The organism is Streptomyces sp. NPDC013157 (assembly GCF_042899865.1).
GTDB lineage: Bacteria > Actinomycetota > Actinomycetes > Streptomycetales > Streptomycetaceae > Streptomyces.
In genome coordinates, this window is sequence record NZ_JBIBAK010000002.1 from 393,453 (window position 1) to 418,527 (window position 25,075).

The 25,075-nt window shown below is 72.3% G+C and carries 10 protein-coding genes; 3 read left to right on the forward strand and 7 right to left on the reverse strand.

Annotated features, from left to right (window positions below; all coding sequences use genetic code 11):
* The first annotated feature begins 36 nt into the window (after positions 1–36).
* The 3 genes from ACFY6U_RS07215 to ACFY6U_RS07225 are packed head-to-tail and all read left to right on the forward strand — an operon-like array spanning position 37 to position 17,161.
* Positions 37–13,971 (forward strand): hypothetical protein, encoded by a 13,935-nt coding sequence (locus ACFY6U_RS07215; protein WP_390036578.1) that lies wholly within the window; start codon positions 37–39, stop codon positions 13,969–13,971.
* A 37-nt stretch (positions 13,972–14,008) separates the two neighbouring features.
* The gene (locus ACFY6U_RS07220) at positions 14,009–16,531 is read left to right on the forward strand and encodes a right-handed parallel beta-helix repeat-containing protein (RefSeq protein ID WP_390035516.1); all 2,523 of its coding nucleotides are present in this window, start codon (positions 14,009–14,011) and stop codon (positions 16,529–16,531) included.
* A 57-nt stretch (positions 16,532–16,588) separates the two neighbouring features.
* Positions 16,589–17,161 (forward strand): MarR family winged helix-turn-helix transcriptional regulator, encoded by a 573-nt coding sequence (locus tag ACFY6U_RS07225; protein WP_390035518.1) that lies wholly within the window; start codon positions 16,589–16,591, stop codon positions 17,159–17,161.
* A 23-nt stretch (positions 17,162–17,184) separates the two neighbouring features.
* On the opposite strand, the gene ACFY6U_RS07230 is transcribed toward ACFY6U_RS07225, so the two are convergent.
* From ACFY6U_RS07230 to ACFY6U_RS07260, 7 genes are all read right to left on the reverse strand, one after another.
* Positions 17,185–17,898 (reverse strand): gamma-glutamyl-gamma-aminobutyrate hydrolase family protein, encoded by a 714-nt coding sequence (locus tag ACFY6U_RS07230; RefSeq protein ID WP_390035520.1) that lies wholly within the window; start codon positions 17,896–17,898, stop codon positions 17,185–17,187.
* Positions 17,895–19,385 (reverse strand): aldehyde dehydrogenase, encoded by a 1,491-nt coding sequence (locus tag ACFY6U_RS07235; RefSeq protein ID WP_390035522.1) that lies wholly within the window; start codon positions 19,383–19,385, stop codon positions 17,895–17,897. Before ACFY6U_RS07235 ends, ACFY6U_RS07230 begins: the two co-directional genes overlap by 4 nt.
* A 60-nt stretch (positions 19,386–19,445) precedes the next feature.
* Positions 19,446–20,891 carry an APC family permease gene (locus tag ACFY6U_RS07240; protein WP_390035524.1) on the reverse strand — a complete coding sequence of 482 codons (1,446 nt, stop codon included), beginning with the start codon at positions 20,889–20,891 and terminating at the stop codon, positions 19,446–19,448.
* Positions 20,892–21,077: 186 nt separating this feature from the next.
* Entirely contained in the window at positions 21,078–21,716 is a 639-nt protein-coding gene (locus ACFY6U_RS07245; RefSeq protein ID WP_390035526.1) for a TetR/AcrR family transcriptional regulator, read from the reverse strand.
* A 43-nt stretch (positions 21,717–21,759) separates the two neighbouring features.
* The gene (locus ACFY6U_RS07250; RefSeq protein WP_390035528.1) at positions 21,760–22,605 is read right to left on the reverse strand and encodes a fumarylacetoacetate hydrolase family protein; all 846 of its coding nucleotides are present in this window, start codon (positions 22,603–22,605) and stop codon (positions 21,760–21,762) included.
* Positions 22,512–23,555, reverse strand: a complete 1,044-nt coding sequence (locus ACFY6U_RS07255) for a 3,4-dihydroxyphenylacetate 2,3-dioxygenase (protein ID WP_390035529.1) — start codon at positions 23,553–23,555, stop codon at positions 22,512–22,514. The genes ACFY6U_RS07250 and ACFY6U_RS07255 overlap by 94 nt, the downstream gene beginning before the upstream one ends.
* Positions 23,548–25,008 (reverse strand): aldehyde dehydrogenase, encoded by a 1,461-nt coding sequence (locus ACFY6U_RS07260; protein WP_390035531.1) that lies wholly within the window; start codon positions 25,006–25,008, stop codon positions 23,548–23,550. The genes ACFY6U_RS07255 and ACFY6U_RS07260 overlap by 8 nt, the downstream gene beginning before the upstream one ends.
* Positions 25,009–25,075: the final 67 nt, after the last annotated feature.

A 25,075-nucleotide genomic window follows, 5' to 3' on the forward strand; every position in this document is an offset into this window, starting at 1 on the left:
CCGCCCCGAGCCCGTCAGCTTCCGGGAGGAACCCGTATGCCGCGCCCGACCGACTGGAACGCGATCGGGCTGGACAGTGACCCCACGCCCGGTGATCCCGACCAGATCCGGACGCTGTCCACGGAGCTCAACCACCTGGGTTCCGAGGCCCGCCGCATCAGCACGGCGATCGACGCGGTCATGAACACCGCCGGTGACAGCGTCTTCGTCGGCGAGGCCGCCGACGCCCTGCGCGGCAAGGTCAACGACCGGCTGCGCGGGCACATCGAGGACGTGGCGCAGTCCTTCGAGAGCGCGGCGACCGCGCTGACCACCTGGGCGGACAAACTCGTCGACCTCCAGTCCCGGGCCGACGGCGCGCTCAACTCGGGCCGCGGACTGTCCGAGGACGATCCCGACCGGGAGACGTACGCCTCGACGGCCCGGCAGGCCGGCACCGAGCACGGCGAGGGTGCCGCCGCAGCGGCGAGCAGCATCTCGGGTGTCTCCAACATCCAGCTGCCGATCTCCAAGTGCCAGATCTTCTGGGAGGCGTTCCAGTGGCTGGCGATCATCCTGATCGTGCCGGCGCTGATCTTCGGCGGTCCGATCGCGCTGCTCGCCCTCGGCGTCAACCTGACCCTCTTCATCAAGACGATCGTCGACTTCGCCAACGGCAACGCGAGCTTCCTCGACCTCTTCCTCGCCGGCCTCGGCATCCTGGCGCCCACCACCAAGGCGCTGCCGATCTTCCAGATCATCAAGAACGTCGCGACGAGCGCGTTCGCCAAGGGGTTCGCCAACATCGCACGGGGCACCTTCCAGGCCCTGCGCAACCTGTTCACCAACGGCTTCCGCCCCACGACCCTGCTGCTCGGCCTGAAGGACCTGGTGCGGCTGGGCAGCACCTGGGTCTACAAGGGCGGCCTGTGGGTGCTGGACGGCATCCACAACCTGCCCGGCATCATCGGCCGTGGGGTCAACTCGGTCGGTCTGACGATCGTGCAGGGCTTCAAGGGGATCCCCGCGTTCGTCCGCGGGCTGCCCGAGACGCTCTCCAAGGGCTGGGAGACGACCAAGACCTGGCTGGGCAACGAGTTCGGCGGCACCAGGTGGCTGCGGATCTTCCTGCCGGTGGACGCGGCGGAGATCGGCGAGTACGGCTTCGCGCGCGCCCTGCGGATCGGTCTCTTCGACCGCGGTGTGCTCGGGCAGCACGTCTTCGGCGCCCCGATCACCAGCAGCATCGGCCGTACGATCAGCTCGGTCCCGGTCGACCCGCGCACCGTCGACGCCCTGGTCGACATGCCCCGCATCCAGCTGAACGAGGTGCGGTTCGGGGCGGGTTCGGGGCAGAGCAGCATCCGCAACCTGGACCTCGACATCCCGAGCACGCATCTGGACGTCACCTCGACGCTGCGGCCGCCGTCCCTGAACCTGGGTGACGTCGGCGCGATCGCGCACCGCGGCAACTTCGGTGTCCACGCGGCGCGCACGGTGGACGCGCTGGTCGACATGCCCCATGTACAGCTGGGCAACGTGCGCGTGGAGAACTTCGGCGCGCTGGGCGGGCATGCGGAGCTCGGGGTGAGCGCCGTCGCCACGCCGACCGTCACCACCGCGTCCGGCCTGCACGTGCCCGCCTCGGCCGGGGTCCCCGGCGCCACCCACGGCATCACCGACACGCCGGTGGCGGCCGTCTCCGGGGGCGCCCACACCACGCTCACCGGGCTGCCTCCGACGCCGGCGAACCTCACCTCCCACGCCGACGTGCTGCTGCCGGGCGGCGCGCACAACACCACCCACACACCGGGCAGCACCGTCCTCACCGGCACCCACGCCACACCGCCGCCGGTCGCGGCCACGCTCGGCGACCTCCCGACCGCCGACCCGACCGCGGGCACCCTGCACTCCGCGTTCACCGGCACCCCGGGCGTGGGCACCGTGCACGCGCCGGGCACCCCCGGCATCGGCGCCGCCCACACCACGCTGACCGGTACGCCGGGCACGAACATCGCCCACACCGCCCTCGACTCGGCACCGGCACCCGGCGCCCCGCACGACGTGGCGGCGCCGCACAGCCTGCTCACCGGCCCCACGACCGTCGCCCACCCCTCCCCGACCGGCATCGGGCACGGCGGACCGGGCAGCGTCGACGCCGGGGTCTCGGCCTTCGACCTGCTCGCCGGCACCCGCCACAACACCCCGCACTCCCCCGTGGCGCCCGGCACCGGCGACGCCCTCGCCGACCGCACCACCAGCGCCCTCAACGCCCACCAGACCCGTCTCCACCTCGACGAACTCGTCCACCAGCCGGGCTCGCCACGCCCCGGCACCCCGGCGGAGCGGCTGCCGCACGGATCGCCGTCCCCGGCGCCCGGGACGCCGGACCGGCTCACGATCACCCCGGCCACCCCGGACCGGCTGACGACGAGCCCGGCGAACCCCATCACTGGCGACCGGTTCACGGTCAACGCCGGGACGCACGAGGCGGCTCCGACCCCCGTCGGCGGCTCCGGGCACCCGGGTCCCGGCGGCGACCACAGCCGTTCGGCCCTCGACCTTGTCGACACCGGCCGCAGCGCCCGCACCACCGACAGCCCCGCCTTCGCCGGCACTCCCGCCCACACGGACGCCGACAAGGGCCTGGCCGGATCGGCCACCGGAACGTCCGGGCATGCCCCGGAGCACCTGCCGGAGCAGGGCGCCGCATCCTCGGCCTCGGCCTCGGCCTCGGGCGACAAGTACAAGCTGCAGTTCGACGAGTCCGCCCTCGGTCATACCGTGAAGGACTTCGACGGGGTCAAGGTCGTCACCGACAGGACGAGCGCCCCCTACCTCGGCGGGGCGAGCGTCGACTTCGTGAACACGGTCGAGAAGCAGGGCTTCACGATCGACATGCCGTCCGGCTCCGCCGGCCACGGCGGCGACGCCTTCGACTCCGCGCCGGCCGCAGCCCACTCCGACGGCTTCGACAAGCTCCTGGAGGACCCCAACGTCGTCAGGGTGCCCGGCGACCATCAGCTGGCGCTCAAGGCACCGCGCACCGGCACGCCCGAACTCCACGGCGGCGCGGTCGAGTCGGGCCTGTACACCGTGGAGAAGCAGGGCACCGCCATCGTCGTACGGCAGCTGGACGCCGTCGGCGGCACGGTGGCGCACAGCTGGACGTTCAAGCGGCTGGGCGGCCTCCGCCTCGCCGAGGAGACCGTGCGGTTCGGCGACGGCCCGTTCAGCGGGGTGAGCGTCAAGGTCGCGGGCAAGTCCGTGGACTCCGTGAGCGACGGCGCCGGTACCTGGCCGGCGAGGCTGAGCGGCGAGGACGAGATCGTCGTCGCCTCCACCTCCGGCAACCACGTCTACAGCCGGTCCACCGGCGACCTGCTGCGCACGTCCACCCCGGACGTCGCCCTGCCCCCGCGCCCGGCCGGACTCACCGGCCCGGCCGCGGACAGCTGGGACGCCGCCGCCCACGCGGCCCGCGGGCACATGGGCAAGGCCGCCACCGACAACGAGACCAAGCTCTTCATGCAGGGCGTCATCGGCGGCGCCTTCACCTCGAAGAAGGGATACGGCGGCTTCGTCAACCCCAGTGCCCTGGAGGCCAATCCGGGCCTGGTGGGCAAGGTCAAGCAGTTCAACAAGGTCGCCGGCGACCTCATGTTCGAGGGTCCCAACCAGCGCATGACGGTGTGGCGGGGCGTGTCCATGGACCCGCGGGCCGCCCAGGCCGACGTGTTCGTGGAGCGGCTGCCCGCCTCGACCTCCAACAACCGCGCCTTCCAGGCGGAGTGGGCGAAGAACGGCGTCAACAGCAACCGCGTCGTCTTCGAGATCGACGTTCCCGCCGACCACGGCAAGCTCGCCATGGCCTACCCGCCGGGATACGAGAAGGCCGCCGACGACGCCCTCGCGCTCAACCAGGACCAGTGGGAGATCACCCTCTCGCCGACCCGGCTCAAGCGCACCGGCCCGGCCCGTGTCGAGGGCGACATCACCGTCATCCCGGTACGGGCCGAACAGATCCCGGAGGCCCAGCTCGGCGACCTCATCAACGCGAAGTGGTCCGGGCTGCACTCGGGCGAGGCGTTCGAGGACTTCGGCCGCGCCTTCGGGCAGGACGCGATGCGCCGCTGGGAAGGCCTCGGCGACGCGGTCGTGCGGGAGGGCGGGGACGGCCCGAACGTGAAGACGTTCACCGTCGGCCGGCCAGGCTACACGGACGAGATGACCATCACGGTCACCCACAAGGTGGACGACAACGCGGTGTCCGTCACGATCACCGGCGGCGACCGCACCTTCACCAGGGAGTGGAGCGGCACCGGCTTCAACGACCTCGCCGCCGACCTGCGCGGCCACGTCCTCCACAACAACGAACTGCTCAGCTCCCTGCCGACGCCGACGTCCTGGGGCAAGGAGCTGCCGAGCCCCGCCCACCCCACCGCGGCGCACACGGAGACGCCCGTCCCCAGCCCGACCCGGGGCACGCCCGACACGGAGACGGCCCTGCCCGGGGCCACCCACACCGGTCCCGACACGGAAACGGCCGTACCGGGCACTGCGCACGGGACCCCCGACACGGCGCCCGCACCGCGGCCGGACACCCCGCGTGCGGGCGGTGGCCAGGAGCTGCCGGGGCGGGGACCGCGGCTCACGCCGGCCCAGATCGAGGAGGCCTGGTTCCGGGACGGGCAGCGCGTCGACGCGTTGTTCGGCCACGCGGACGACCCGCTGCGGCAGGCCCGTCGCGACGCCTGGCGGGACTACGTCCAGGCGCGTTACGACCTGGGCCGGGCCGAGGACCTGCTGCCGCACAACGGCCACGCGGGCGGCTCCAACGGCCCCACCGTCGCCGAGATCCGCGCCCGCGACAGGGTCGACACCGCCCGGCAGCAGTACGACGCCACCCGCACCCGCCTGACCGACCTCGACGTCAACCCGGTGCGGATGGAGGCCGACCTCTCCGCCCTGCGGCAGCTCAGTCTGAAGGAGCGGCCCCGCGCGCTCGGCGGCACGGCCCTGCCCGCCGACGACGCCACTCCCCCGCCCGCCCACTCCGCTCCGGCCCTCCACAGTGAGACGGAGGCGGCCGCCCCGCTGACGCCTCCGCAACAGCTGGCCAAGTCCCTCGGCGAGCACACCGAGGCCCAGCGCGGCGTGCAGCAGGCCGAGAGCAACCTCGCCAACGCCGGCGACAACCAGCGCCCGGCCATGCAGGCGGCCCTGGACAAGGCGAACGACGAGGCGTCCCAGATCGCGATCCGCCTGGACGAGGACATGACGCAGGCGTTGAGCGACGGCCGGCTCTCCCAGCGCGACCTCAACCTGCTGGTCGACCAGTTCGCCGGCGCCGGCGAGATCCAGCGGGCCCTGCGGTTCCAGGAACACGCCCTGAGTCTGGACGCCCAGGCCCGGCACGCGCCCGAGGCCGCCGGCGCGGACCATTTCATCAAGACCGGCAAGGAGATCGAGGAGCAGTCGCTCGAACTGCGTGGGCTCACCCAGCGGCTGGAGAACCTGGTCAAGTCGGGCAAGAAGACCCCGCTGGAACTCCAGGGCCTCGCCCAGACCCTCGACAAGGCGGCCGACAACCTCGACGCCTCCCTCAAGGGTTTCGTCAAGGACGCCGCCGAGCTGGGCGGTGTCTACACCCTCCGCAACGAACACGCCCCCGTCTCCACCGTGGCCCACGAGCTCGCCAGGAAGGTCGACGACGCCGTCAAGGCCGCGAGGCCCGGCGACTCCATCGCCCTGAAGGGCTTCCACGGCACGGAGTTCTCGATCTCCCGCCTCCAGCGCGACATGCCGGAGATCGCCCGCCACCTCCGCAGCAACAAGGCGTACGCCGAGGTGCACACCGGAAAGCAGTGGAAGGCCGAACTGCCCGGCTCGCAGGAGCAGTGGAAGAAGATCTTCCCCAAGTTCGAGGACTTCGAGAAACTCTCCGACGCGCAGAAGACGCATTTCGTGGAGAAGCTGTCCGAACGCAACATCACGCAGTTGCGCCGGGACGTCGACGAGCTGCTGAACAGCCTGCCGCAGGCGGAGCGCGCACAGTTCGAGAAGCTGCTGACCAGCCTGGAGAACCTGCCCTACCGCATCAAGCACGCGACTCCCGCCTACCACGCCATCGCCAACAGCGGTGTGATGTCCTCACAGGGCGACCTGACCCGACGGGGCATCAGGTTCCTCGCGTCCGGCAAAAGTTCGGGGAAGAACACCTCCAACCTCGGCAACGACGACTTCGTCTTCTTCCGGATGGAGGCCGGCGACAAGCCGATGGCGACCCGGTACGGGCCGACCACACTCGTCTTCGACGCCAAGGTCCTCAAGGAGCGGGGCGGTTGGGTTTCGCTGCACGACCAGCTGCACCCGCTGGACCGCGAGACGATGCGCGACCTGAAGTTCGGCGACGACACGGTCCGCAGCGCCAAGTACGACGACGGCTTCGACGAGATGGGCAAGCGGGCCCGCTGGACGTACGAGTATCCCGGCGGCGGCGAGTCCCGCACGGTCTCCTTCGACCAGGAGGTCTTCCACGGCGCGCACGTCCAGGAGGCGCTCGCCCTGTCCGTGGTGCGCGAGGTGCACCGGATCGGCGGCGGGTTCAAGGACGATGTCCTCAAGCTCGTCCAGGGTCCGGTCGATGTGGAGAAGATGGGCGCGGTCGTCTCCAAGCTGTACCGGCCCGAGGCCAAGTTCGGTTCCGGGCTGCCGATCAACCCGTTCTCCAGCCAGGTCGAATCGCGGTGGCCGAAGCCGCTCAAGGTCCACGACATGGAGGGCGACGGACGCTATCTCGCCGACGGCACGGTGGACCCGGCCGCGCGGGCCGCGGGCAAGGCGTTCGACGAGGCGTCCGACAAGGTGCGCCAGGCCGACAACGCCGTCGTCAGCGGCAACAGGAAGGCGCAGCGCTACAACCTCAACAAGGCACAGCCCCTCGCCAAGCAGGCGGTCGAGCTGACGCAGCAGTTCCACGACATCGCCCAGGGCGCCCGCAAGGACATGGCGAAGGGGCTGCTCGACGAGCGGACGAAGCTTCTCGACGACATCAACGGACGTATCGACGCCCTGAAGCAGCAGCCCGACCCGGACGCAGTGAAGACGCAGCCCAGGCCGGGCAGGAACCAGGGCGCCGGGACCTCCTCGTCGGCCGTCGCGCCGAACGGACCCAACCTGAACACGCTCCCGCAAGCGGCCGAGGACGCGCTCAAGGCCGTGCCGGGCATCACCGAGCAGATGAAGAAGATGGTCCGGGCACTCGCCAACTCGGACGGCTTCCGGTCCCTGCCGGACTCCAAGGTCGGCGCGCAGACCACTGCGGCCGTCGACCTGGGCAGGACCGCCTTCGACAAGGCGTTCAAGCACCTGTCCAAGGCGAAACTGGTCTACGGCGACGGCGCGGGCCTCCACTTCACGGACGACGGCCGCCGGCTGTTCCTGCCGCCGAGCGCCGACACCAAGACAGCGGCGCCGTCCGGGTCCGGTGCGACCGACGTCCACACGACCCCGGCCCACGCCCAACACGAGCTCCCCCACACCCAGTTGGGCCCCGACACCAAGGCCCCCGCGGTCACCGGCGACGGCCTCGCGTCCCACAGCCCGGACACCACCGCCCCGGCGCCGCACGACCTCGGCACCGGATCACCGGCACCGCACCACGCCGGCACGCACACCGTGTCTCCGGCACCCCACGACCTCGACACCAAGTCCCCGACGCCGCACGACACCGACACGCAGTCGCCCGCACCGCACCGCATCGACTCCGAGACGGCGCCGCCGCTGATCAAGGAGAGCGACACCACCGTTTCGCACTCGACGAATCACGGCGCCGCCACGCACCCCCTCGACGCGGAGACCACGCCGCAGCGCCTCTCCGACACCATCACACCGCACCGTCCCGCCGAGACCGAGACGGAGACCTTCCAGCCCCACCCGCTCGACACCGGCACGCCTCCGTCCCGGCTCACGGAGACGGACACGACCACACCGCACCTCGCCGACACCGAGACACGCACACCCCGTCTCGCAGACACCGACACCACCCCGCCGCACCCCGACGAGACCGACACCACCCCGCCGCACCCCGACGAGACCGACACCACCCCGCCCCACCCCACCGAATCCGACACGGCCGCAACGCATCTCGACGACGTCCACTCGGCCGCCCCGCACCGCACCGGCGACGGCGACTTCGCCTCGATGCCCCCGCGAGACGACACACGGCTCGGCGGCGGCCGGTCCACACGGCCGCTCGGTGACGCCGTCCTCGACGACATGCTCGGGCCGCCCCGGCGGACCGGCGACACCACTGCGACGACGGCGCCCGGCACCGCTCGCCCGGCCGCGCCCGACCTCCTCGACCGGGCCGCCTTCCGCCGTAACACGTACCGGGAGAACGGCATCCGCGCCCGCTCGCAGATCCGGTACGTCGACCGCGCCCTCGACGCCTTCCACCGCGTCCCCGCCGACCAGTTGGCGCAGCGGGCCCAGGCCCTCGACAACCTGGCCGACGCGGCCCAGCGCTTCCTGCGGGACCGCCCGGACTCCGTCCGCCGCGCCGGAGTGGAACAACTGCTGCACCAGGTGCGGGCCGAGGCGAACGCCCACCGGCTGCTCGACGACTTCCGGCGGCTCGGCGGCGACGGGGACGGACTGGCCGGCCGCGTCCGTACCGCGCTCGCCGACGGCGGCACGACCCCGCACACGCAGACCAGACTCCAGACGGTGCTCGACGGCATGGACAGGTCCGCGCAGGCCCGGCGGCAGATTGACGCCCTGAGCCTGCTGGACGGCACCCGGCCGCTCCGGAACACCGGTGACACCACCCTCGCGGCACCGCCCCGGCTGGACGGCGACACGACCCCGGCGGCACCCGCCCGCCTCGATGGCGACACCAGCCCCGCGGCACCGGTCCGTCCCGACATCGACAGCACCCCCGCCGCACCTGCCCGGCCGGACCGTGGCAAGGGTCCGGCCGTGCCCTCACGGCAGCCCGGGGAGACGCCGTGGGCGGAGGATTCGGCGCGGTTCGACGAGCTGCTGGGCGGCGACGGCCGGCCGTTCCGCGAGGCCTGGGTCGAGCTGTCGTCCGCCCGGGTCGAACTGAACCGGGTCGAGGATCTGCGCACCGCGCCGGGCGGAGCCAGCACCTCACGGGGTGTCAGTGAGTACGACGTGCAGCTCAACCACGAACTGATAGCCGCTCAGGACCGTTTCCGCACCGCGTACACGAACCTGGAGGACCTCGGAATCCCTCCGACCGAGATCGAGGCCCGGATCCAGGAGATCCAGATCGGGGCCACCCGGCGCGGCGCGACGCTCGGCGCGGGCAAGCACGAAACGCTGCCCGACACCGCCCCGCCCGTGGTCAACCACGTCGCTCTGAACAACTCGGGCGTGAGCGGGCCGAACGGCCTGAACATCGAGCGGAGCGTGGGCCAGGACGGCGCGGTGACGCTGCGGATGGTCGACCAGCACTTCCACCCGGACCCGACGCGCACGGTCGTCGCCCGGACGGACGGCGGTTTCGACGTCCGGCACACTCAGTCGGACACCGTCGACACCTACACCGCGAACGGCGACCGGATCGCCTACGACATGCCGCTGCGCGGGGCCGACGGCGGACCGACAGGACTGCGCCTGCACACTGACATCAACGGCCACGGCGCCCGCCAGACCCTGACGGTGCAGGGCCCCGGAGCGGACCGGCTGACCGCCTTCCCGCTGCCCGACGACGCCACGCGGATCACCCATCTCGACACCGGCGTCACCCAGCGCGTGGACTCCCTGGGCCTCCGTCTCGACGAGGGCGTCCAGCTCACCGGCCGGGACGGTGTCCCCGCCGAGGCCGACCGGGTGTGGGTCACCGACGGCGCCGACGTCCATGTCACCGATCTCGCGGGCAACCGGCTGGACCTGCGGGTGCAGGACCTGGGTGACGGGAACGGCATCAGGGTCACCGACGGGACGACCGGGGTGTCCGTACGCCACGACGGCGGGGGTCGCCTCCAGGAGACCGGTGTCTCGCTGACCGGCCCGCGGGGCGATCGCGGGCAGCGGTTCCTGGCCGACGACGGCGCGGGCCGCTTCACGCTGACCGACGAGTCCGGTGCCCGGCAGCCCCAGACGGTCACCACGCTGCCCGGCGGCTCCGGCTTCCGGGTGACCGACGAGACGAGCGGCGCGACCAGCAGGTTCACGGCCGACGGCCGTTACCAGGACGTCGGTCTCGCGCTGTTCGACCCGGCGGCGAACGCACGCGGCGGCCGGATCGTCGTACCGGACGGCGCGGGCGGTCACCGTCTCACCGACGCGGCGGGGCAGCCGCTGCCCCAACGGGTGGTCGCGGTCGGCGGCAACCGGCCGCGCACGATCGACGACGTCACCGGCGAGTCCGTGCTGTACGACGCCGAGGGCCGCCCGGTGACCACCTCGACCGCGCTGGCCGACCCGCTCAGCGGGCAGCGCGGCGCCCGGTTCGCCGAGCCCGACGGCGCCGGCGGCCACCGTCTCACCGACGCCGACGGCAACCGGCTGCCCGACACCGTCACCGCGCTGGCGGACAACGGCGGTTTCCGCACCGTCCACGACACCGGTCACCGCACCTTCGCGCCCGACGGCGACTTCGCGGGCGACGGGCTGCGACTGACCGGACGGGACGGCGTACCGGCCGGGCATCTCGACCGGCCGCTCGGCGCGGCTCCGCACTGGCTGGACGACGCCTTCGCGCCCAACCCGGCGCGGGCGGTCACCTTCGACCCGGCCGGCCGCATCGAGATCCCCCGCCCCGGCGGCGGCCACCAGGTCTTCGACCAGCACACCGGCCGGTTCGTCCAGGAGACGGTCCCGCTGCCCGGCGGAGGTCACCAAACCACCCTGGCCGACGGGACCTTCACCCGGTACGACGCCCAGGGCGCCGTCACGGCCACCGGCACCCCGCTGCCTGCGGGCCACGGCGGACGCCTTCTCGTCACGGATCCGCCGACCGCGGCGCACCCCACCGCCTGGCTGGAGGACGCGGCGGGCGGCCGGCTCGCGCACTGGGACGCCGCCCGGCGGCCCGACGGCACCACCCGGATCGCCTTCAACGACCGGACCAGCCCGCGGCACGGCGAGTTCGTGCACCTGGCGGCCGACGGGAGCGTCGCCCGGCAGGGCTTCAACGTGCTGGACAACGGGCGGCGGACGGACTACCGGTACGTCGTCGACCACACCACGAACACCTGGGAGCGGACCACCAGGTCCGGTGCACCGGTGGCGTCCGGGGCCTTCCACCGCGGCACCGCCGACCTGTCCGGCGCGGCGGGCGGTCACATCCAGCTGCTCAGCTCGACCAAGAAGCAGGTGCCGGTCTTCGAACGCCGGGTGCTGCCGGGTGGCTCCGGGGGTGTGGTCGACTCCTTCCGGCGGACCGACACGATCGACTTCGCCCGCACCAACCCCCGTACCCACTGGGTGCGGTGGGACGACACCGGCACTCCGGTCGGCACGGGCAGCCGGCACTACGACACGGCGGGCACCGGCTGGCGCGACACCGACGGCCGTGGCCGCACGGTGCGCGAGTACCGCGACGGGCTGCAGAAGTTCAACGGCCGGACCGGCCACACCCTGGGCGTCGACGACGGCAACGGGGCCTGGACCTGGCACCGTTACGACGGCGACGGCAGGGTGATCGCCTCGGGCCCGCGGACCCGGGAGCGCGTCGGCAGCGGCTGGACCGACCGCACCGCGGACGGCCGGATCGCCCAGCGGCAGTGGGGCATGGCCGAGTGGCCCGAGCGGGCCGGGCAGTACCAGGAACACGCCATGAACCCGGGCGACGGGACCCTCCGCGCCACCTGGGAGCGGCATTCCCCGCACGGCAAGGAGGTGGGCAAGCGCGAGGCCTTCGGCGACGGCTTCCTGACCACCGACCGCTGGCGCGAGCAGCGTCCGCCCACCTGGGTCCGCACCCGCTGGCTGGCCGGCGCCGAGCACACCCGGCCGCCGTACGCCCACGTCCGGGGCGACGACACCTACCAGTTGTTCACCTGGACGAAGGAGGCGCGCGACGGCGCCACCACCTCCGGGGTGCGTTACGTCGGCATGGACGGCAGCGCTCTCGACCTGGCGGCCGACGGCACCTTCGCGCGCTTCAGCGGCAAGCTGCACGACGGCACGTCCCTGAAGGTCGGCGATCACGCGGCGCGCCCCGGCCACGCCCCGGCCGATCCGGCCGCCCACCCCTGGCAGGCCGGCGACCTCAGGGGCTACCGCGAACCGCTCGCGAACGACCCGCAGGGCAGGCTCTGGCAGGACGTCCACCAGGACGCCGGCGGCGTCACCCGGACCGCCCGCGAGGGCCGCCCGAACGGGGTCGTGCGGGAGTTCACCGGTGACCGCACCTGGGTGGACCGGGACCCGCACGGCAACCTCGTCGGGCAGAGCCACGCCAACCCGGACGGCACCGCCGGACACGTGATCCAGGGCTCCGGCCGCGCCGACTCCGGCCGCTGGGCCTGGCGTGAGCTGGACGCCCAGGGCACCGAACTCGGCCGCGGCCGACGGGAGTTCTTCCGTGGCTCGAACGACTCGCGGCTGCCCTGGGACGACTCCTACCGGGACTACGACGGCAACGGGAACCTGGTCCGCGAGCGCCGGATGCTGGACTCCGGCCGGTACGTCGACGCCTGGCGGGACGACCAGGGCAACTGGCGCGCCAGCACCCATGAACGCAACGGCACGCCCATCGCCGTGGGCAACGGCGAGCAGGTCCGCCGCTGGTGGAACGGCCGTGCGTGGCAGGACCAATGGACGGACGGCGCCCGCCACTTCCGTGACGAGCTGCGCGTGCCGGGCCAAGCCGCGCCGACCGTCCTGCGCGAGACCCCGTTGCACAACGGCGGACCGCTGCGGGTGCGGGCGTACAGCACGACCGTCACGCAGAACACCCCGGCCGGTTCGGTCTGGAAGGAGTTCGACCACGGCAGCGTGGTGCGGGAGCGCAAGGCGGACGGCGGCGGGTTCCTGGAGACCGACGCCTGGCGCGGCCAGTGGAACCGTTACAGCAGGAACGGCGATCTGATCGGTCAACGTACCGACAGCGGGCTGGTGTTCGAGCGGGACACGTTCAACACCTGGCGGCTGGTCGGCAACGAGTACGACTTCCGCGGCGCGCTCACCGAGATCCGCGGCTGGGGCCGTACCACCCGTGAGGCCCAGCGCATGCCGTGGTCCGGCACGCTCCTGCCGGACGGCAACGCGGCGCTGCGCGAGGCACGTTACGAGCCGTACTGGCAGTCCGTGGCCAAGAAGGCGGCGCTGGAGTTCGGTCAGGAGTTCATCCTGGAGTTCGGCGCGAACCTCGCCGTCAACGGGATCGTGGCCGCCGTCCAGAACAAGCCCTTCACAGGCAAGGACGCACTCAAGTCGTTCGCCAACGCGGCGGTCGGCGCGACCATCAAGACCGGGCTGAGCACCGCGGTGCACGAGAACCGGGCCCTCGGGTTCGAGAGGCTCGGCCAGTTCAAGACGGGCATCGCCAACGTCGACGGCGGCAAGCCGTGGACCCGCCGTCCGCTCAACCACGACAAGACCTGGGTCAACGAGTGGGCGGGCAACGAGACGCCGACCCGCTGGCGTGGCGGTATGTACGACTTCTCGTTCGGTGTCCTGAGCAGTGCGCTGTCCGGCTGGGTCAACGGCAGCATGAACGCGGCCGTGTGGGGCGTGACCGACGCGAACGGGCAGACCGTGAAGCTGCACGGCGGGGACGCGGTGTGGGAGGGCGGGATCAACGCCGCCGCCTCGGTCACCACGGCCGCCACCACCGGACTCGTCAAGAACGTCTTCGTGATGAGTGCCGGCAGCCGGCTCTTCCACCGCCAGGGCTTCGCCGACTTCTGGATCCAGCTACCCTTCAAGATCTTCGAGAAGACGATCCAGTCGCTGTACCTGACCAGTACGTATCGTGCGAGCATCAATCCGACGTACTACCAGGCACCGTGACCGGGCAGCGGCGAGCACCGAGGACTGAGGAACGCAGATGACCACCCGTCACACCGTGGCGCCCAAGGGGCAGGGCGGCCGGGGCGCGTACCGGACCATCGGCGAGGCGATACGCGCGGCCTCACCCGGCGACCTGGTGGTGATCGCCCCGGGCACCTGGACGGAGAACCTGGTCCTGGACCGCGCGGTGGTGCTCACGGCGGAGCACGGCCGGGGCAGCGTGGTGATCGCGGCGCCGCCCGGTGAGGCGCCCGCGGTGACCGTGGACGGGCCGGACTGCGCCCTGCACAACATCACGGTGTGGGGTTCGGACGCGGGCCTGCCCGCCGTGAGCGTGTCGCCGGGCGCCGGGCTGGTCCTGGAGGAGTGCTCGGTGGAAGGCGGCCGGGTCCAGGTGAAGGGCCCGGACGACGAGGAGGGCGGTACGACGGCCGTCGTCCTGCGCCGCTGCCGTCTGGAGGGGGCCAGGCTGGCCGGTCTGCACCTGGCGGGCGGTGTCCGGGGCCGCCTGGAGGACACCGCGATGACCGGCGTCGACGGCACGGGTGTGGTGCTCTCCGGCACCGCGAGCCTGGACGCCGTACGGCTGCGGCTCGAACGCACCACCGGGTCCGGGGTGCGGCTGCGCGGCCGGTCCCGGCTGCGGCTGACCGACTCGGTGCTGGCGGGCAGTGGCCGGGCGGGGCTGCTCCTGGAGGACTCGACCGAGGCCACGGCCGGGGAGTCGCGGATCGAGACGCCCGGGGCGGCGGGGGTGCATCTGACCGGTTCGGCGCGGGCCGAGCTGACCGACTGCCGGATCCGGGGCGCCGCCGCCAGCGGGCTGGTCGTGCAGGAGACCGCGCGGCTGAGCGCCTCGGGGTGTTCCGTGGCCGACGCGGGGGCCAACGGGCTCCTGGTCACGGGTTCGGGCGAGGCGGAGCTGGCCGACTGCCGGATCGACCGGAGTACCTTCAGCGCGGTCCACCTGGCCGGCACGGCCGTCGGGCGGCTCGCCGACTGCCGGGTGCGGGGCGGCTCCGAGCACGGGGTGCACGCCACGGGCGAGGCCCGGATCGAGCTGACCGACTGCGGGATATCCGACGTCGCCATGACCGGCGTCAGCGTCCTGGAGCGGGCGGTGGCCACGCTCACCGGCTGCCGGGTCGCCGGGTCCGCCGCCGGGATCGGCATCGGCTCCCCCGCCGGCAGCACGGTCGCGGACACCACGGTGACCGGGACGAAGGAGATCGGCGTGCAGGTCGCCAAGGGCGCCACCGTCTCCCTCGCCGGGATCCGGATCAGCGGCGCGGGAGCCGCCGGTCTGGTGGTCGACGAGGGCGCCGAGGCGACGGTGACGGGCGGCCGGGTCGAGGACTGCGCGGGCTCCGGCGCCGTCGTGTGGACCGGCGCCAGGCCGGAGGTGACCGGGCTGCACATCGACCGGCCGGGCAAGAACGGAGTGTTCCTGGCCGAGGGCGCGGGCGGCACGTTCACCTCGCTCGAGGTCACCCGGGCGGGCTTCCCGGCCCTGCACGTCGCCAAGGGCGCCGACCCGGTCTTCCGGCACTGCCGGATCCGGGACTGCGCGGAGGCGCTGGGCACCGACGAGGGCGCCGAGCCGGTCCTGGAGGACTGCACGGCCGACGGCACCCCGCTGACCTTCGGCACCCCGGCCGCGGCCCCGGCGAACGGCAGACCCGGTGCCACCTCCTCCTCCGCTTCCGCCACCAAAGCCGCCGACGACTCCGAGGAGCCGGAGGAGGAGAACCTGGAGGACCTGCTCGGCGAACTCCACGAGCTGGTGGGCCTGGACCGCGTGAAACAGGACGTCGGCTCCCTGGTCAAGCTCATGCAGACGGTCCGCCGCCGCGAGGAGGCCGGGCTGCCGGCCCCGCCGCTCAGCCGCCACCTGGTGTTCGCCGGCAACCCCGGCACCGGAAAGACCACGGTCGCCCGCCTCTACGGCCGCCTCCTCAAGGCCCTCGGCCTGCTCCGCCGGGGTCATCTCGTCGAGGTCGACCGGACCGCGCTCGTCGGCGAGTACGTCGGCCACACCGGTCCGAAGACCACCGCCGCCTTCAACCGGGCGCTCGGCGGTGTGCTCTTCATCGACGAGGCCTACTCCCTGGCCCCGGCCTTCGCCGGCAACGACTTCGGCACCGAGGCCGTCGCGACCCTGGTGAAGCTGATGGAGGACCACCGCGACGACGTGGTGGTCATCGCCGCCGGCTACCCCGGTGACATGCACCGCTTCATCGGCTCCAACCCCGGTCTCGCCTCCCGTTTCGGCCGCACCCTCCTCTTCGAGGACTACGAGCCGGGGGAGCTGGTGTCGATCGTCGAGTTCCAGGCGGGGCAGCACCGCTACGAGCTGACTCCCACGGCCCGTACCGAACTGTTCTCCCTCTTCCAGGCGATGCCCCGGGGCGAGGGGTTCGGCAACGGCCGCTCGGCCCGCCAGATCTTCCAGGAGATGACCGAACGCCAGGCCCAGCGCGTCGCCGAGCTCACCGCCCCGACGGCGGAGCAGCTGATCAGCCTGGAGGCCCACGACCTGCCCCACCCTGCCGCCCGCTGACGGCACGCTTCGTTCCGTACAATTTGAGGCCGAACGAAAGTCGAGAAGGAGTCACCCGTGCCCGGTCACCGGTCCATCACCGAAGCGGAGAAGCTCGCCTCGGCGAAACTCGGCGGGATCCCGGTCCGCCGGGACCAGATGGCGGCCGTGGCGAACATCCACCGGGCCGCCTCCGCCGTGCGCCAGCACCTGGAGAACTCCGTGCTGCGCGGCTCGGACCTCACCTGGACCGCGTTCGTGGTGCTGTGGGTCGTCTGGGTGTGGGGCGAGTCGGAGACCCGGCACGTGGCGGAGGAGGCCGGGATCTCCAAGGGCACCCTCACCGGCGTGGCCCGCACCCTGGAGTCGCGTGGCCTGCTCGGCCGTTCCGGGCATCCGGACGACGGCCGCCTGGTGCTGCTCAGCCTGACCGGGAAGGGCGAGGAGCTGATGCAGCGGGTGTTCCCGGAGTTCAACGCGGAGGAGGCCTTCGTGACCTCCGGGCTCAGCGACGCCGAGTGCCGGACCCTCGCGGAACTGCTGCGGCGGGTCGTGCTCCAGGTCGAGGACCACGGCGAGAGGCGGCGGCGGGAGCTGCTCGGCGGCGCCGAGCCCGCGCCGCGCCGCAGCGGACGGCGCCCCAAGGCCTGATCAGGGCGCCTGATCAGGCACCTTCACTCCGCCGTAGCCCGCACGAACGCGTCGAACAGGCGCTGCTGGACGGGGTCTTCGTGAGCGGTGTCCTCGGGATGCCACTGCACGGCGGTGAACCAGCCCCGGGGATCGGCCAGTTCGAGGCCCTCGACGGTGCCGTCCGCCGCGGTCGCGGTGACGGTGAGGCCGGTGCCGAGGCGGTCCACGCGCTGGTGGTGGTAGCAGGAGGCGTCCGGCTTCTCCTCCCCCAGCGCCTGCTCGACCCGCGAGCCGGGACGGACGGTGACGGGGTGGCGCAGGTGCCGGTGGGTGCGGTCCGGGCCGCCCATGTCCTGCTCCAGCGTGCCGCCCAGCGCCACGTTCACGGCCTGCAGCCCCCGGCAGATCGCCAGCAGCGGCAGGCCCGACTCCAGTGCGTGCCGGGCGACGTGAAGATCGAAGGCGTCCTGGAGGTCGTCGACGTCGTACACGGTGTCGTGGGTCTGCGTCGCCCCGTAGCGGTACGGGGCGAGGTCGCCGCCGCCGGGAAGCAGCACGCCGTCGAAGCGGGCGAGCCGGCCGGGCACGTCGGTGTCGGCGGGGTGGATGCTCACGGGTTCGCCGCCGGCCCGCCAGACGGCCTCGATCAGGGCCCGGGCGTTGACCTCGGCGGCGAAGCGCAGGGCCGAGGTGGTGGCGGAGAACCGGGCGGGTACGGCGATCAGCGGGCGGAGCTGTCGGTGCGGGCGGGTCACAGCTGGATCCAGGTCGTCTTGAGTTCGGTGTACTTGTCGATCGCGTGCGCGGACTTGTCCCGCCCGTTGCCGGACTGCTTCATCCCGCCGAAGGGCACGGTCAGGTCGCCCTCCTCGTAGCAGTTCACCCAGACCGTGCCGGCCTTCAGGGCGCGGGAGACCCGGTGCGCGGTGGAGAGGCCGGAGGTCCACAGGCCGGCCGCGAGCCCGTACTCGGTGGCGTTGGCGAGCCGGACCGCCTCGTCCAGGTCGTCGAAGGCGAGGACGGACAGGACGGGCCCGAAGATCTCCTCACGAGCCAGCCGCATCCCGGGATCGACGCGGTCGAAGACGGTGGGCCGCAGGTAGCTGCCGCCGCTCTCCACCAGGGTGCGTTCGCCGCCGGTGCGCAGCCGGGCACCCTGCTCGCACCCGGTGGCGACATGCCCCCGCACGCGCTCCAGATGTGCCTCCCCGACCAGCGCGCCCATCTCGGTCGCCGGGTCGAGCGGGTCGCCCGTCCTCAGTTCCTCGGCGCGGCGTACGACGGCGTCCGTCACCCGCTCGGCGATCGAGGAGTGGACCAGGAGCCGGGAGGGCGCGGTGCACATCTCGCCCTGGTTGAAGAAGATGCCCCAGGCGGCGGTGGCGGCGGCCCGGTCCAGGTCGGGGGCGTCCGGGAGGATGATGTTGGGCGACTTGCCGCCCAGCTCCAGCCAGACCCGCTTGAGGTTGGAGTCGGCGGAGTAGCGCAGGAAGTGGCGGCCGACGGCCGTGGAGCCGGTGAAGGCCAGGACGTCGACGCCTGGGTGGAGACCGATGGCCCGCCCGGTGGTCGGGCCGTCGCCGGTGACGACGTTGAGGACGCCCGGCGGGAGTCCGGCCTCGGTGCCGATGCGGCCGAGGAGGAGGGCGGAGAGCGGGGAGGATTCGGACGGCTTCAGGACGACCGTGCAGCCGGCCGCGAGCGCCGGGGCCACCTTCCAACTCGCCAGGGTGAGAGGGAAGTTCCAGGGGACCACGGCGCCGACGACCCCGGTCGGCTCGCGGGTGACCAGGGCGAGGGCGTCCGAGGCGGTGTGCGGGGACTCGTCGGTCAGCTTGTCGGCCAGCTGCCCGTACCAGCGGAAGGTGGTGATCGCGGCGCGCAGTTCGATGGCGTACGCCTCGGTGATCGGCTTGCCCATCTCCAGGGTGATGGTGAGGGCGAGCTCCTCGCGCCGCTCTTCGAGGAGTTCGGCCAGCCGCAGCAGGATCCGGCCGCGCTCGGCGGGCGCCATCCGGGGCCAGGGCCCGGAGTCGAAGGCGCGGCGGGCAGCGGCCACGGCGTGGTCGACCTCGGCCTGGCCGGCGTCGGCGACCCGGGTGAGGAGCTGTCCGTCCCGGGGCGAGACGACGGCGAAGGCCGCTCCTCCCCCGGGCTCGTCGGTGCCGTCGATGTGGTGGTGTGCGGGCAGGTCGAGGGCCTTGGCCCGGCCGAGCAGTTCGTCGGGGGTGAGGTCCAGCATGGTGTTCCCAATCGGGGGGGTGGGGGCCCGGCCGTGCGGGGCCGGGCCCGGCGGGGCGCGTCAGCGGCCGTGGACGAGGCGTGCGGTGCCCGCCCCGAGGAGCAGGACGGCGGGGACGGCCAGGACGAGCCAGACGGCCGTGGTGGTGGCGCCGCCGATGAGGGTCGTGAAGTTGGCCAGGATCACCCAGATCATGGCGGCGATGCCGAGGGCGCCGAGCGCCGGCGCGATCCGCGTGTTCCAGGGCCGGGTGTCGAGGCGCTCGCGGCGGAAGAAGACGATCACCGAGACCGAGGTCAGGAAGTACAGCAGCATGCAGGCCAGGACCCCGACCCCGCTGAACCAGGAGAAGAGGGTGAGCACCGGGTCCTTGCCGGCGAGGGCGAAGGGCATCACCAGGAGCACCGCGATCGCCGTCTGCACCAGGCCCGCGGCCCACGGCGAGTGCCGGTGGTTGAGGGTGCGCAGGCGACCCGGCAGCAGGCCCTCGCGGCTGAGGGAGAACAGGTATCGGTTGGCGGAGTTGTGGAAGGCGAGGATGCCGGCGAAGAGGGAGGTGGCCAGCAGGATCGGCAGCACGTCGCCGACCCAGCCGCCGAACCGGTCGGCGATCGGCGCGAAGACGAAGACGGTGGAGTCGCCGCCCGCCAGCGCCTTGCCCGCGGCCGCGGTGACCTTCGAGGGGCCGTACGAGGAGACCAGCATCCACGACACGAAGGCGAAGAAGCCGGTGACCACGGCGACCGAGAGGTAGGTGGCCCGGGGGACGGTCCTGCGGGGTTCGCGGGCCTCCTCGCCGTAGATGGCGGTGGCCTCGAAGCCGAACATCGAGGCGACGGCGAACATCAGGGCCACGCCCGGAGCGCCCTGGAGCACCGCGTGCGGCGAGAACGTACCGCCGAAGTCGAGCCCTTCGGGTCCGCCGCCCGTGAAGAAGGTCACCAGGGCGAAGGCGAGCAGGATGCTGAACTCGGCCAGCACGAACACGGCGAGGACCTTGGCGCCCAGCTCGATCCCGGCGGCGCCCAGCACCTGGACCACGGCCATGGTCACCAGGGCCCAGACCCACCAGGCGATGTGCGCGCCGGAGTAGTGCTCAACGAGCCCGCTGACGGTGGCCCCGTACAGGCCGTACATCGCGGCCTGGACCGTGCAGTAGGCGAACAGCGCCACGGCGGCGCTGCCGCTGCCGGTCGTCCGGCCCAGCCCCTTGCCGATGTACGTGTAGAAGGCGCCGGCGTTGACGACGTGCCGGCCCATGGCCACGAAGCCCACCGAGAACAGCAGGATCACCGCTCCGGAGACGGCGTAGGCGGCCGGGGCGCCGGCTCCGTTGCCGACCGCGACCGCGATCGGTACGGCGCCCGCGATGCCGGTGAGCGGCGCCTGGGCGGACAGGACGAAGAAGAGGATGCCCAGGACACCCAGGGCGTTTCGTTTGAGGGCGGCCGCGGGCTGGTCGCCCGCTCCGGACTGTGGAGAGGCGTCGACCGTCTGACTGTCCACTCGGATCACCTGCTGAGGGGAAGGGAGAGTTTTCGTTTTGAGCCAAACGAGTTGCCTCATGGTGGGCCGGAACTATCCATCTGACAAGGGGGTCGGAAGGGGAATTTACGCCAGGGAAACCACCGTGCCCAGGGCATGGCGAACCCCCCGGCGCGGCCGCGACGGGGGGTTCCGGGCCGGGTACGCTCAGTCGTGCTTCTCGGGTGGCCGCTCACCCAGCGTGCGCAGGAGGGAACGCAGCTCGGCCAGGGCCGCCTCGGTGTCCGCACGGTCGCCGATGCCCGTGAGCTGGTGCAGCACCAAGCCGTCCAGCGCGGCGAAGACCAGCCGGTTGAAGGCGGGGCTCGCGTCACCGGGCAGGATGCGGGCCAGTTCACGCCGGGAAGCGCCGAAGTACTCGTCGTACAGGGCGCGGACCTGCGGGAGCAGCTCGGGCCGGCGGCGGGCCTCCAGGAGCAGCTCGTACTGGTACGCCTGGCCGTCCGCGTCGTCCTCGACCATGTCCGTCAGACCGGCCACGAAGTCCTCGGGCTTCCCGGTGCCGGGCTCGAGCAGGCTGCTGCTGAGGCTGAGGCGCACGGCGTAGGCGAGGGACTCCTCGATCAGCGCGTCCCGGGAGCCGAAGTGGTGGACGACCAGGCCGTGGGTGACCCCGGCCTCCTCCGCCACGGCACGGTAGGTGAGGTGCCGCAGCCCCCGCGCGCCGACGACCCGGACGGCGGCCTTGAGCAGCGCCTCGCGCCCCTCGCCGTAGCCGAGCCGCCTGCGCGACCGGTCCTCCGGCCGGTCGTCGGGCTGGTGCGGGGTGCCGGCGGATTCGGTCATGGTCGCGACCCTACCCGCCGGTCCCCGGCGACCGCCGTGGCGTCTACCTGCGGGGCGCGCGGATGCCACGGAACTCCCAGTCCCCGCCGAGCGCGGTGGACAGCACTTCCTCGGACTCGGTGGGCTGCGCGCCGACGTCGGTGCGGATGGGGGTGGGGCCGGTGACGACGTGGTTGGTGAGCCGCCCGAGCCCCTCCACCTCGACCTCGACGACATCGCCGGGCTGCACGGGCCGTGAGTTGGCCGGGGTGCCGGAGAGCAGCACGTCGCCCGGGTACAGGGTGATCGTGCGGGCGATGTCGGCGACGAGATAGTGCATGTCCCACTTCATCTCGTCGGTGGACCCGTCCTGGACGACCTCGCCGTTGACGTACGTGCGCAGCCGCTTGCCGTGGAAGTTCCAGTCGGTGACCAGGCCTGGACCCAACGGGCAGAGCGTGTCCGCCCCCTTCACCCGCAGCATGGACCCGGCGTCGGTGTCCCGGAAGTCGTGCAGCCCGTAGTCGTTGGCGATGGTGTACCCGGCGATGTACTCGCCCGCCTCGGCCGGCGATACGTTCCGCGCGGTCTTCCCGATCACGATGGCGACCTCGCCCTCGTAGTTGAGCCACTTGCAGCCCTCGGGCCGGACGATCGCGCCCTTGTGGGAGTTGAGGGCGGAGGTCGGCTTGTGGAAGTAGGTCGGCGTGTCGGGCAGTTCGATCCGGAACTCGTCGACGCGGCTGCGGTGGTTGAGATGAACGGCGATCACCTTGGACGGCACGACCGGCGGCAGGTGCCGGGCGTCCTCGGTCTTCACTCGACGCCCGTCCCCGGCGACGAGTTCGTCCCCGTCGACGGTGACCTGGACGGCGGCACCGTCGAGGAGGATGCGGCGGTATTCGGGCATGGGCGGGCCTCCTGGGCGCGGCGGTGCGGGTGGTGGGGTGCGGTGGCCGTCATGGGCTCACCCGTGCCGGTCCAGCCGTCGGCGGGCCGGTCGAACCAGAGGTGGACCTGTCCGGTGCCGACGGAGTTCTCGTACTCGCCGTACTGCCGGGCCTTGGCCACACAGGCCTGTTCGCCTAGGGCGCCGGCCATCATCAGGTAGTGGAAGAACTTCGCCTCGGGCCTGAACTTCCAGAACGCGTCCATGGTGTCGAGGACCTTGTCGTGCCGGCCCTCCTTGAACCACGCGATGCGTTCGTGGTCCGCCTCGCGAGCCTCGGGCGTACGGATGTGCACCGGGTCACTGGCCTCGTGGTCACGCAGTTCACGCAGCGGCCAGAAGGTGTGCGAGAGGGCGCCGGAGGCGATGAGCAGCACCCGCCGCCCCGGCGTGGCGGCGATCCCGTCGGCGAGCGCCCGCCCGAGCCGCAGATGGTCCTCCATGTCCCCGGTCTGGCACACCCCGATGGTCACCCACCGTTTGTCGGGCAGGCCCTCGCCCAGGTACTTCCAGAGGTTGATGGTGGCGTAGTAGATCGGCAGGTACTCGTCCTCGATCGCGGTGATCCAGGTGCCGTGCTTGTCCGCGAACTTCTCCAGGTTGCGGGCGAGTTCGGGATCACCGGGGAAGTCGTACGGCATCCGGCACATCCCGCGCGGCAGTTCCTCGGAGGTGAACAGTCCCGCCCTGCGCTGCTGGGCCGTGACCACGAACTCGACGGTGGTCGCCCAGTGTGAATCGAGTACGACGACGGTGTCGTAGTCGTCCCGCTCGAAGACCTCCCGGCGCAGCTCGCGCAGACCGGTGACAAGGGTGATCTCCTTGCCCTCGTTCAGCTCCAGCCGGTCGGCCTCCGGCAGCACGATGGTGGGGACGTGGGCGAGGAGCCCCGCCCCGACGATCTCACCCATGGTCCTTCCAGCCCTTCGGTGCGGTGACGGTGTTCTTCAGGTCGCAGTAGAAGTCGAAGCTCCAGGTGCCGCCCTCGCGCCCGACCCCGGAGAGCCGGGAGCCGCCGAAGGGTGCCTGGAGGTCGCGGACGAAGAAGCAGTTGACCCAGACCGTGCCCGCGACGAGCTGTGCGGTGACCCTCTCGGCACGCTCGGGGTCGCCGGTGGCGAGGGTGGCGGCCAGCCCGAACCGGGTGTCGTTGGCCAGCCGGACGGCCTCCTCCTCGTCGGCGAAGGTCTGCAGGGTCAGGACCGGCCCGAAGACCTCCTCCTGCACGACCTCGCTGTCCTGTGCGACATCGGTGAGGAGCGTCGGCGCATAGAACTGCCCGTCCTGGCGGTGCCCGCCGATCACCGCACGCGCCCCTGCGCCGATCGCCCGCCGCACGAACCCGTCGATCTTCTCCAGCTGGCGGGGATGGATGTTGGGCCCGATGCCGGTGGCCTCGTCGCGCGGATCGCCCTGCCGCAGCGCGGTGGCCTTCGCCACGAACCGCCGGGTGAACTCCTCGACGACCGGCTCCTCCACCAGCAGCCGAGTACCCGCCAGGCAGACCTGCCCGGCGTTGTCGTACTGCTCCAACGCAAGGTCGACGGCCAGGTCGAGATCGGCGTCTGCGAAGACCAACAGGGGTGATTTTCCACCGAGTTCGAGGCTCAGTGGGGTCAGGTTGGCGGCGGCCGAGGCGGCGATGCGCCTGGCTGTCGGCACGGATCCGGTGAAGCTGATCCGGCGCACGTCCGGATGGGACGTGAGCGCATCGCCGATCTCGGCGCCGTACCCCTGCACGACGTTGAGCACACCGGCCGGCAGCCCGGCCTCGGCCGCGATGTCGGCGAGAAGGGAGGCGGTGAGCGGGGACCACTCGGCCGGCTTGAGGACGACGGTGTTCCCGGCGGCGAGGGCCGGGGCGACCTTCCAGGTGGCCAGCATGAGCGGGGCGTTCCACGGGGTGATCAGCACGCAGGGCCCGGCGGGGTCCCAGCTGACGTGGTTGGTGTGCCCGCGGGTCTCGAAGTCGTCGTGCTCCAGCGTCAGCAGCCAGTCCGCGAAGAACCGGAAGTTGTGGGCGACGCGGGGCATGACGCCACGGCGGTGCGAGCGCAGGAGCGCGCCGTTGTCCGTGGTCTCGACGATCGCAAGCTCTTCGATCCGCTTCTCGACTCCGTCAGCGATGGCGTGGAGGATACGGGCGCGCTCGGCACGGGTGGTGGCCGCCCAGGAGGGAAAGGCCTCGCGGGCGGCGGCGACGGCGGCCTCCGCCTCGGCGGGACCGCCGCGAGCGATCTCACCGATCGGCTGCCCGTCGATGGGCGAGCTGTCGGTGAACGTCTCAGCGGAGGCGACGCGTTGACCGCCGATCCAGTGCCGGGTGTCGACCGGAACACCGGCGACGACGATTTTGTCGATCATGACATGGGCTCCTTTTCGAAAGAGGGGAACTGCCCCCGCCCAGGGGCGCTGGGGGCGCCCCCGGCCG

Excerpts from the sequence above, each read along its gene's own strand:
- ACFY6U_RS07255 (WP_390035529.1), bottom strand. The coding sequence starts at position 23,555 with ATGGGTGAGATCGTCGGGGCGGGGCTCCTCGCCCACGTCCCCACCATC.
- ACFY6U_RS07215 (WP_390036578.1), top strand. The coding sequence starts at position 37 with ATGCCGCGCCCGACCGACTGGAACGCGATCGGGCTGGACAGTGACCCC.
- ACFY6U_RS07220 (WP_390035516.1), top strand. The coding sequence starts at position 14,009 with ATGACCACCCGTCACACCGTGGCGCCCAAGGGGCAGGGCGGCCGGGGC.
- ACFY6U_RS07250 (WP_390035528.1), bottom strand. The coding sequence starts at position 22,605 with ATGCCCGAATACCGCCGCATCCTCCTCGACGGTGCCGCCGTCCAGGTC.
- ACFY6U_RS07260 (WP_390035531.1), bottom strand. The coding sequence starts at position 25,008 with ATGATCGACAAAATCGTCGTCGCCGGTGTTCCGGTCGACACCCGGCAC.
- ACFY6U_RS07235 (WP_390035522.1), bottom strand. The coding sequence starts at position 19,385 with ATGCTGGACCTCACCCCCGACGAACTGCTCGGCCGGGCCAAGGCCCTC.
- ACFY6U_RS07245 (WP_390035526.1), bottom strand. The coding sequence starts at position 21,716 with ATGACCGAATCCGCCGGCACCCCGCACCAGCCCGACGACCGGCCGGAG.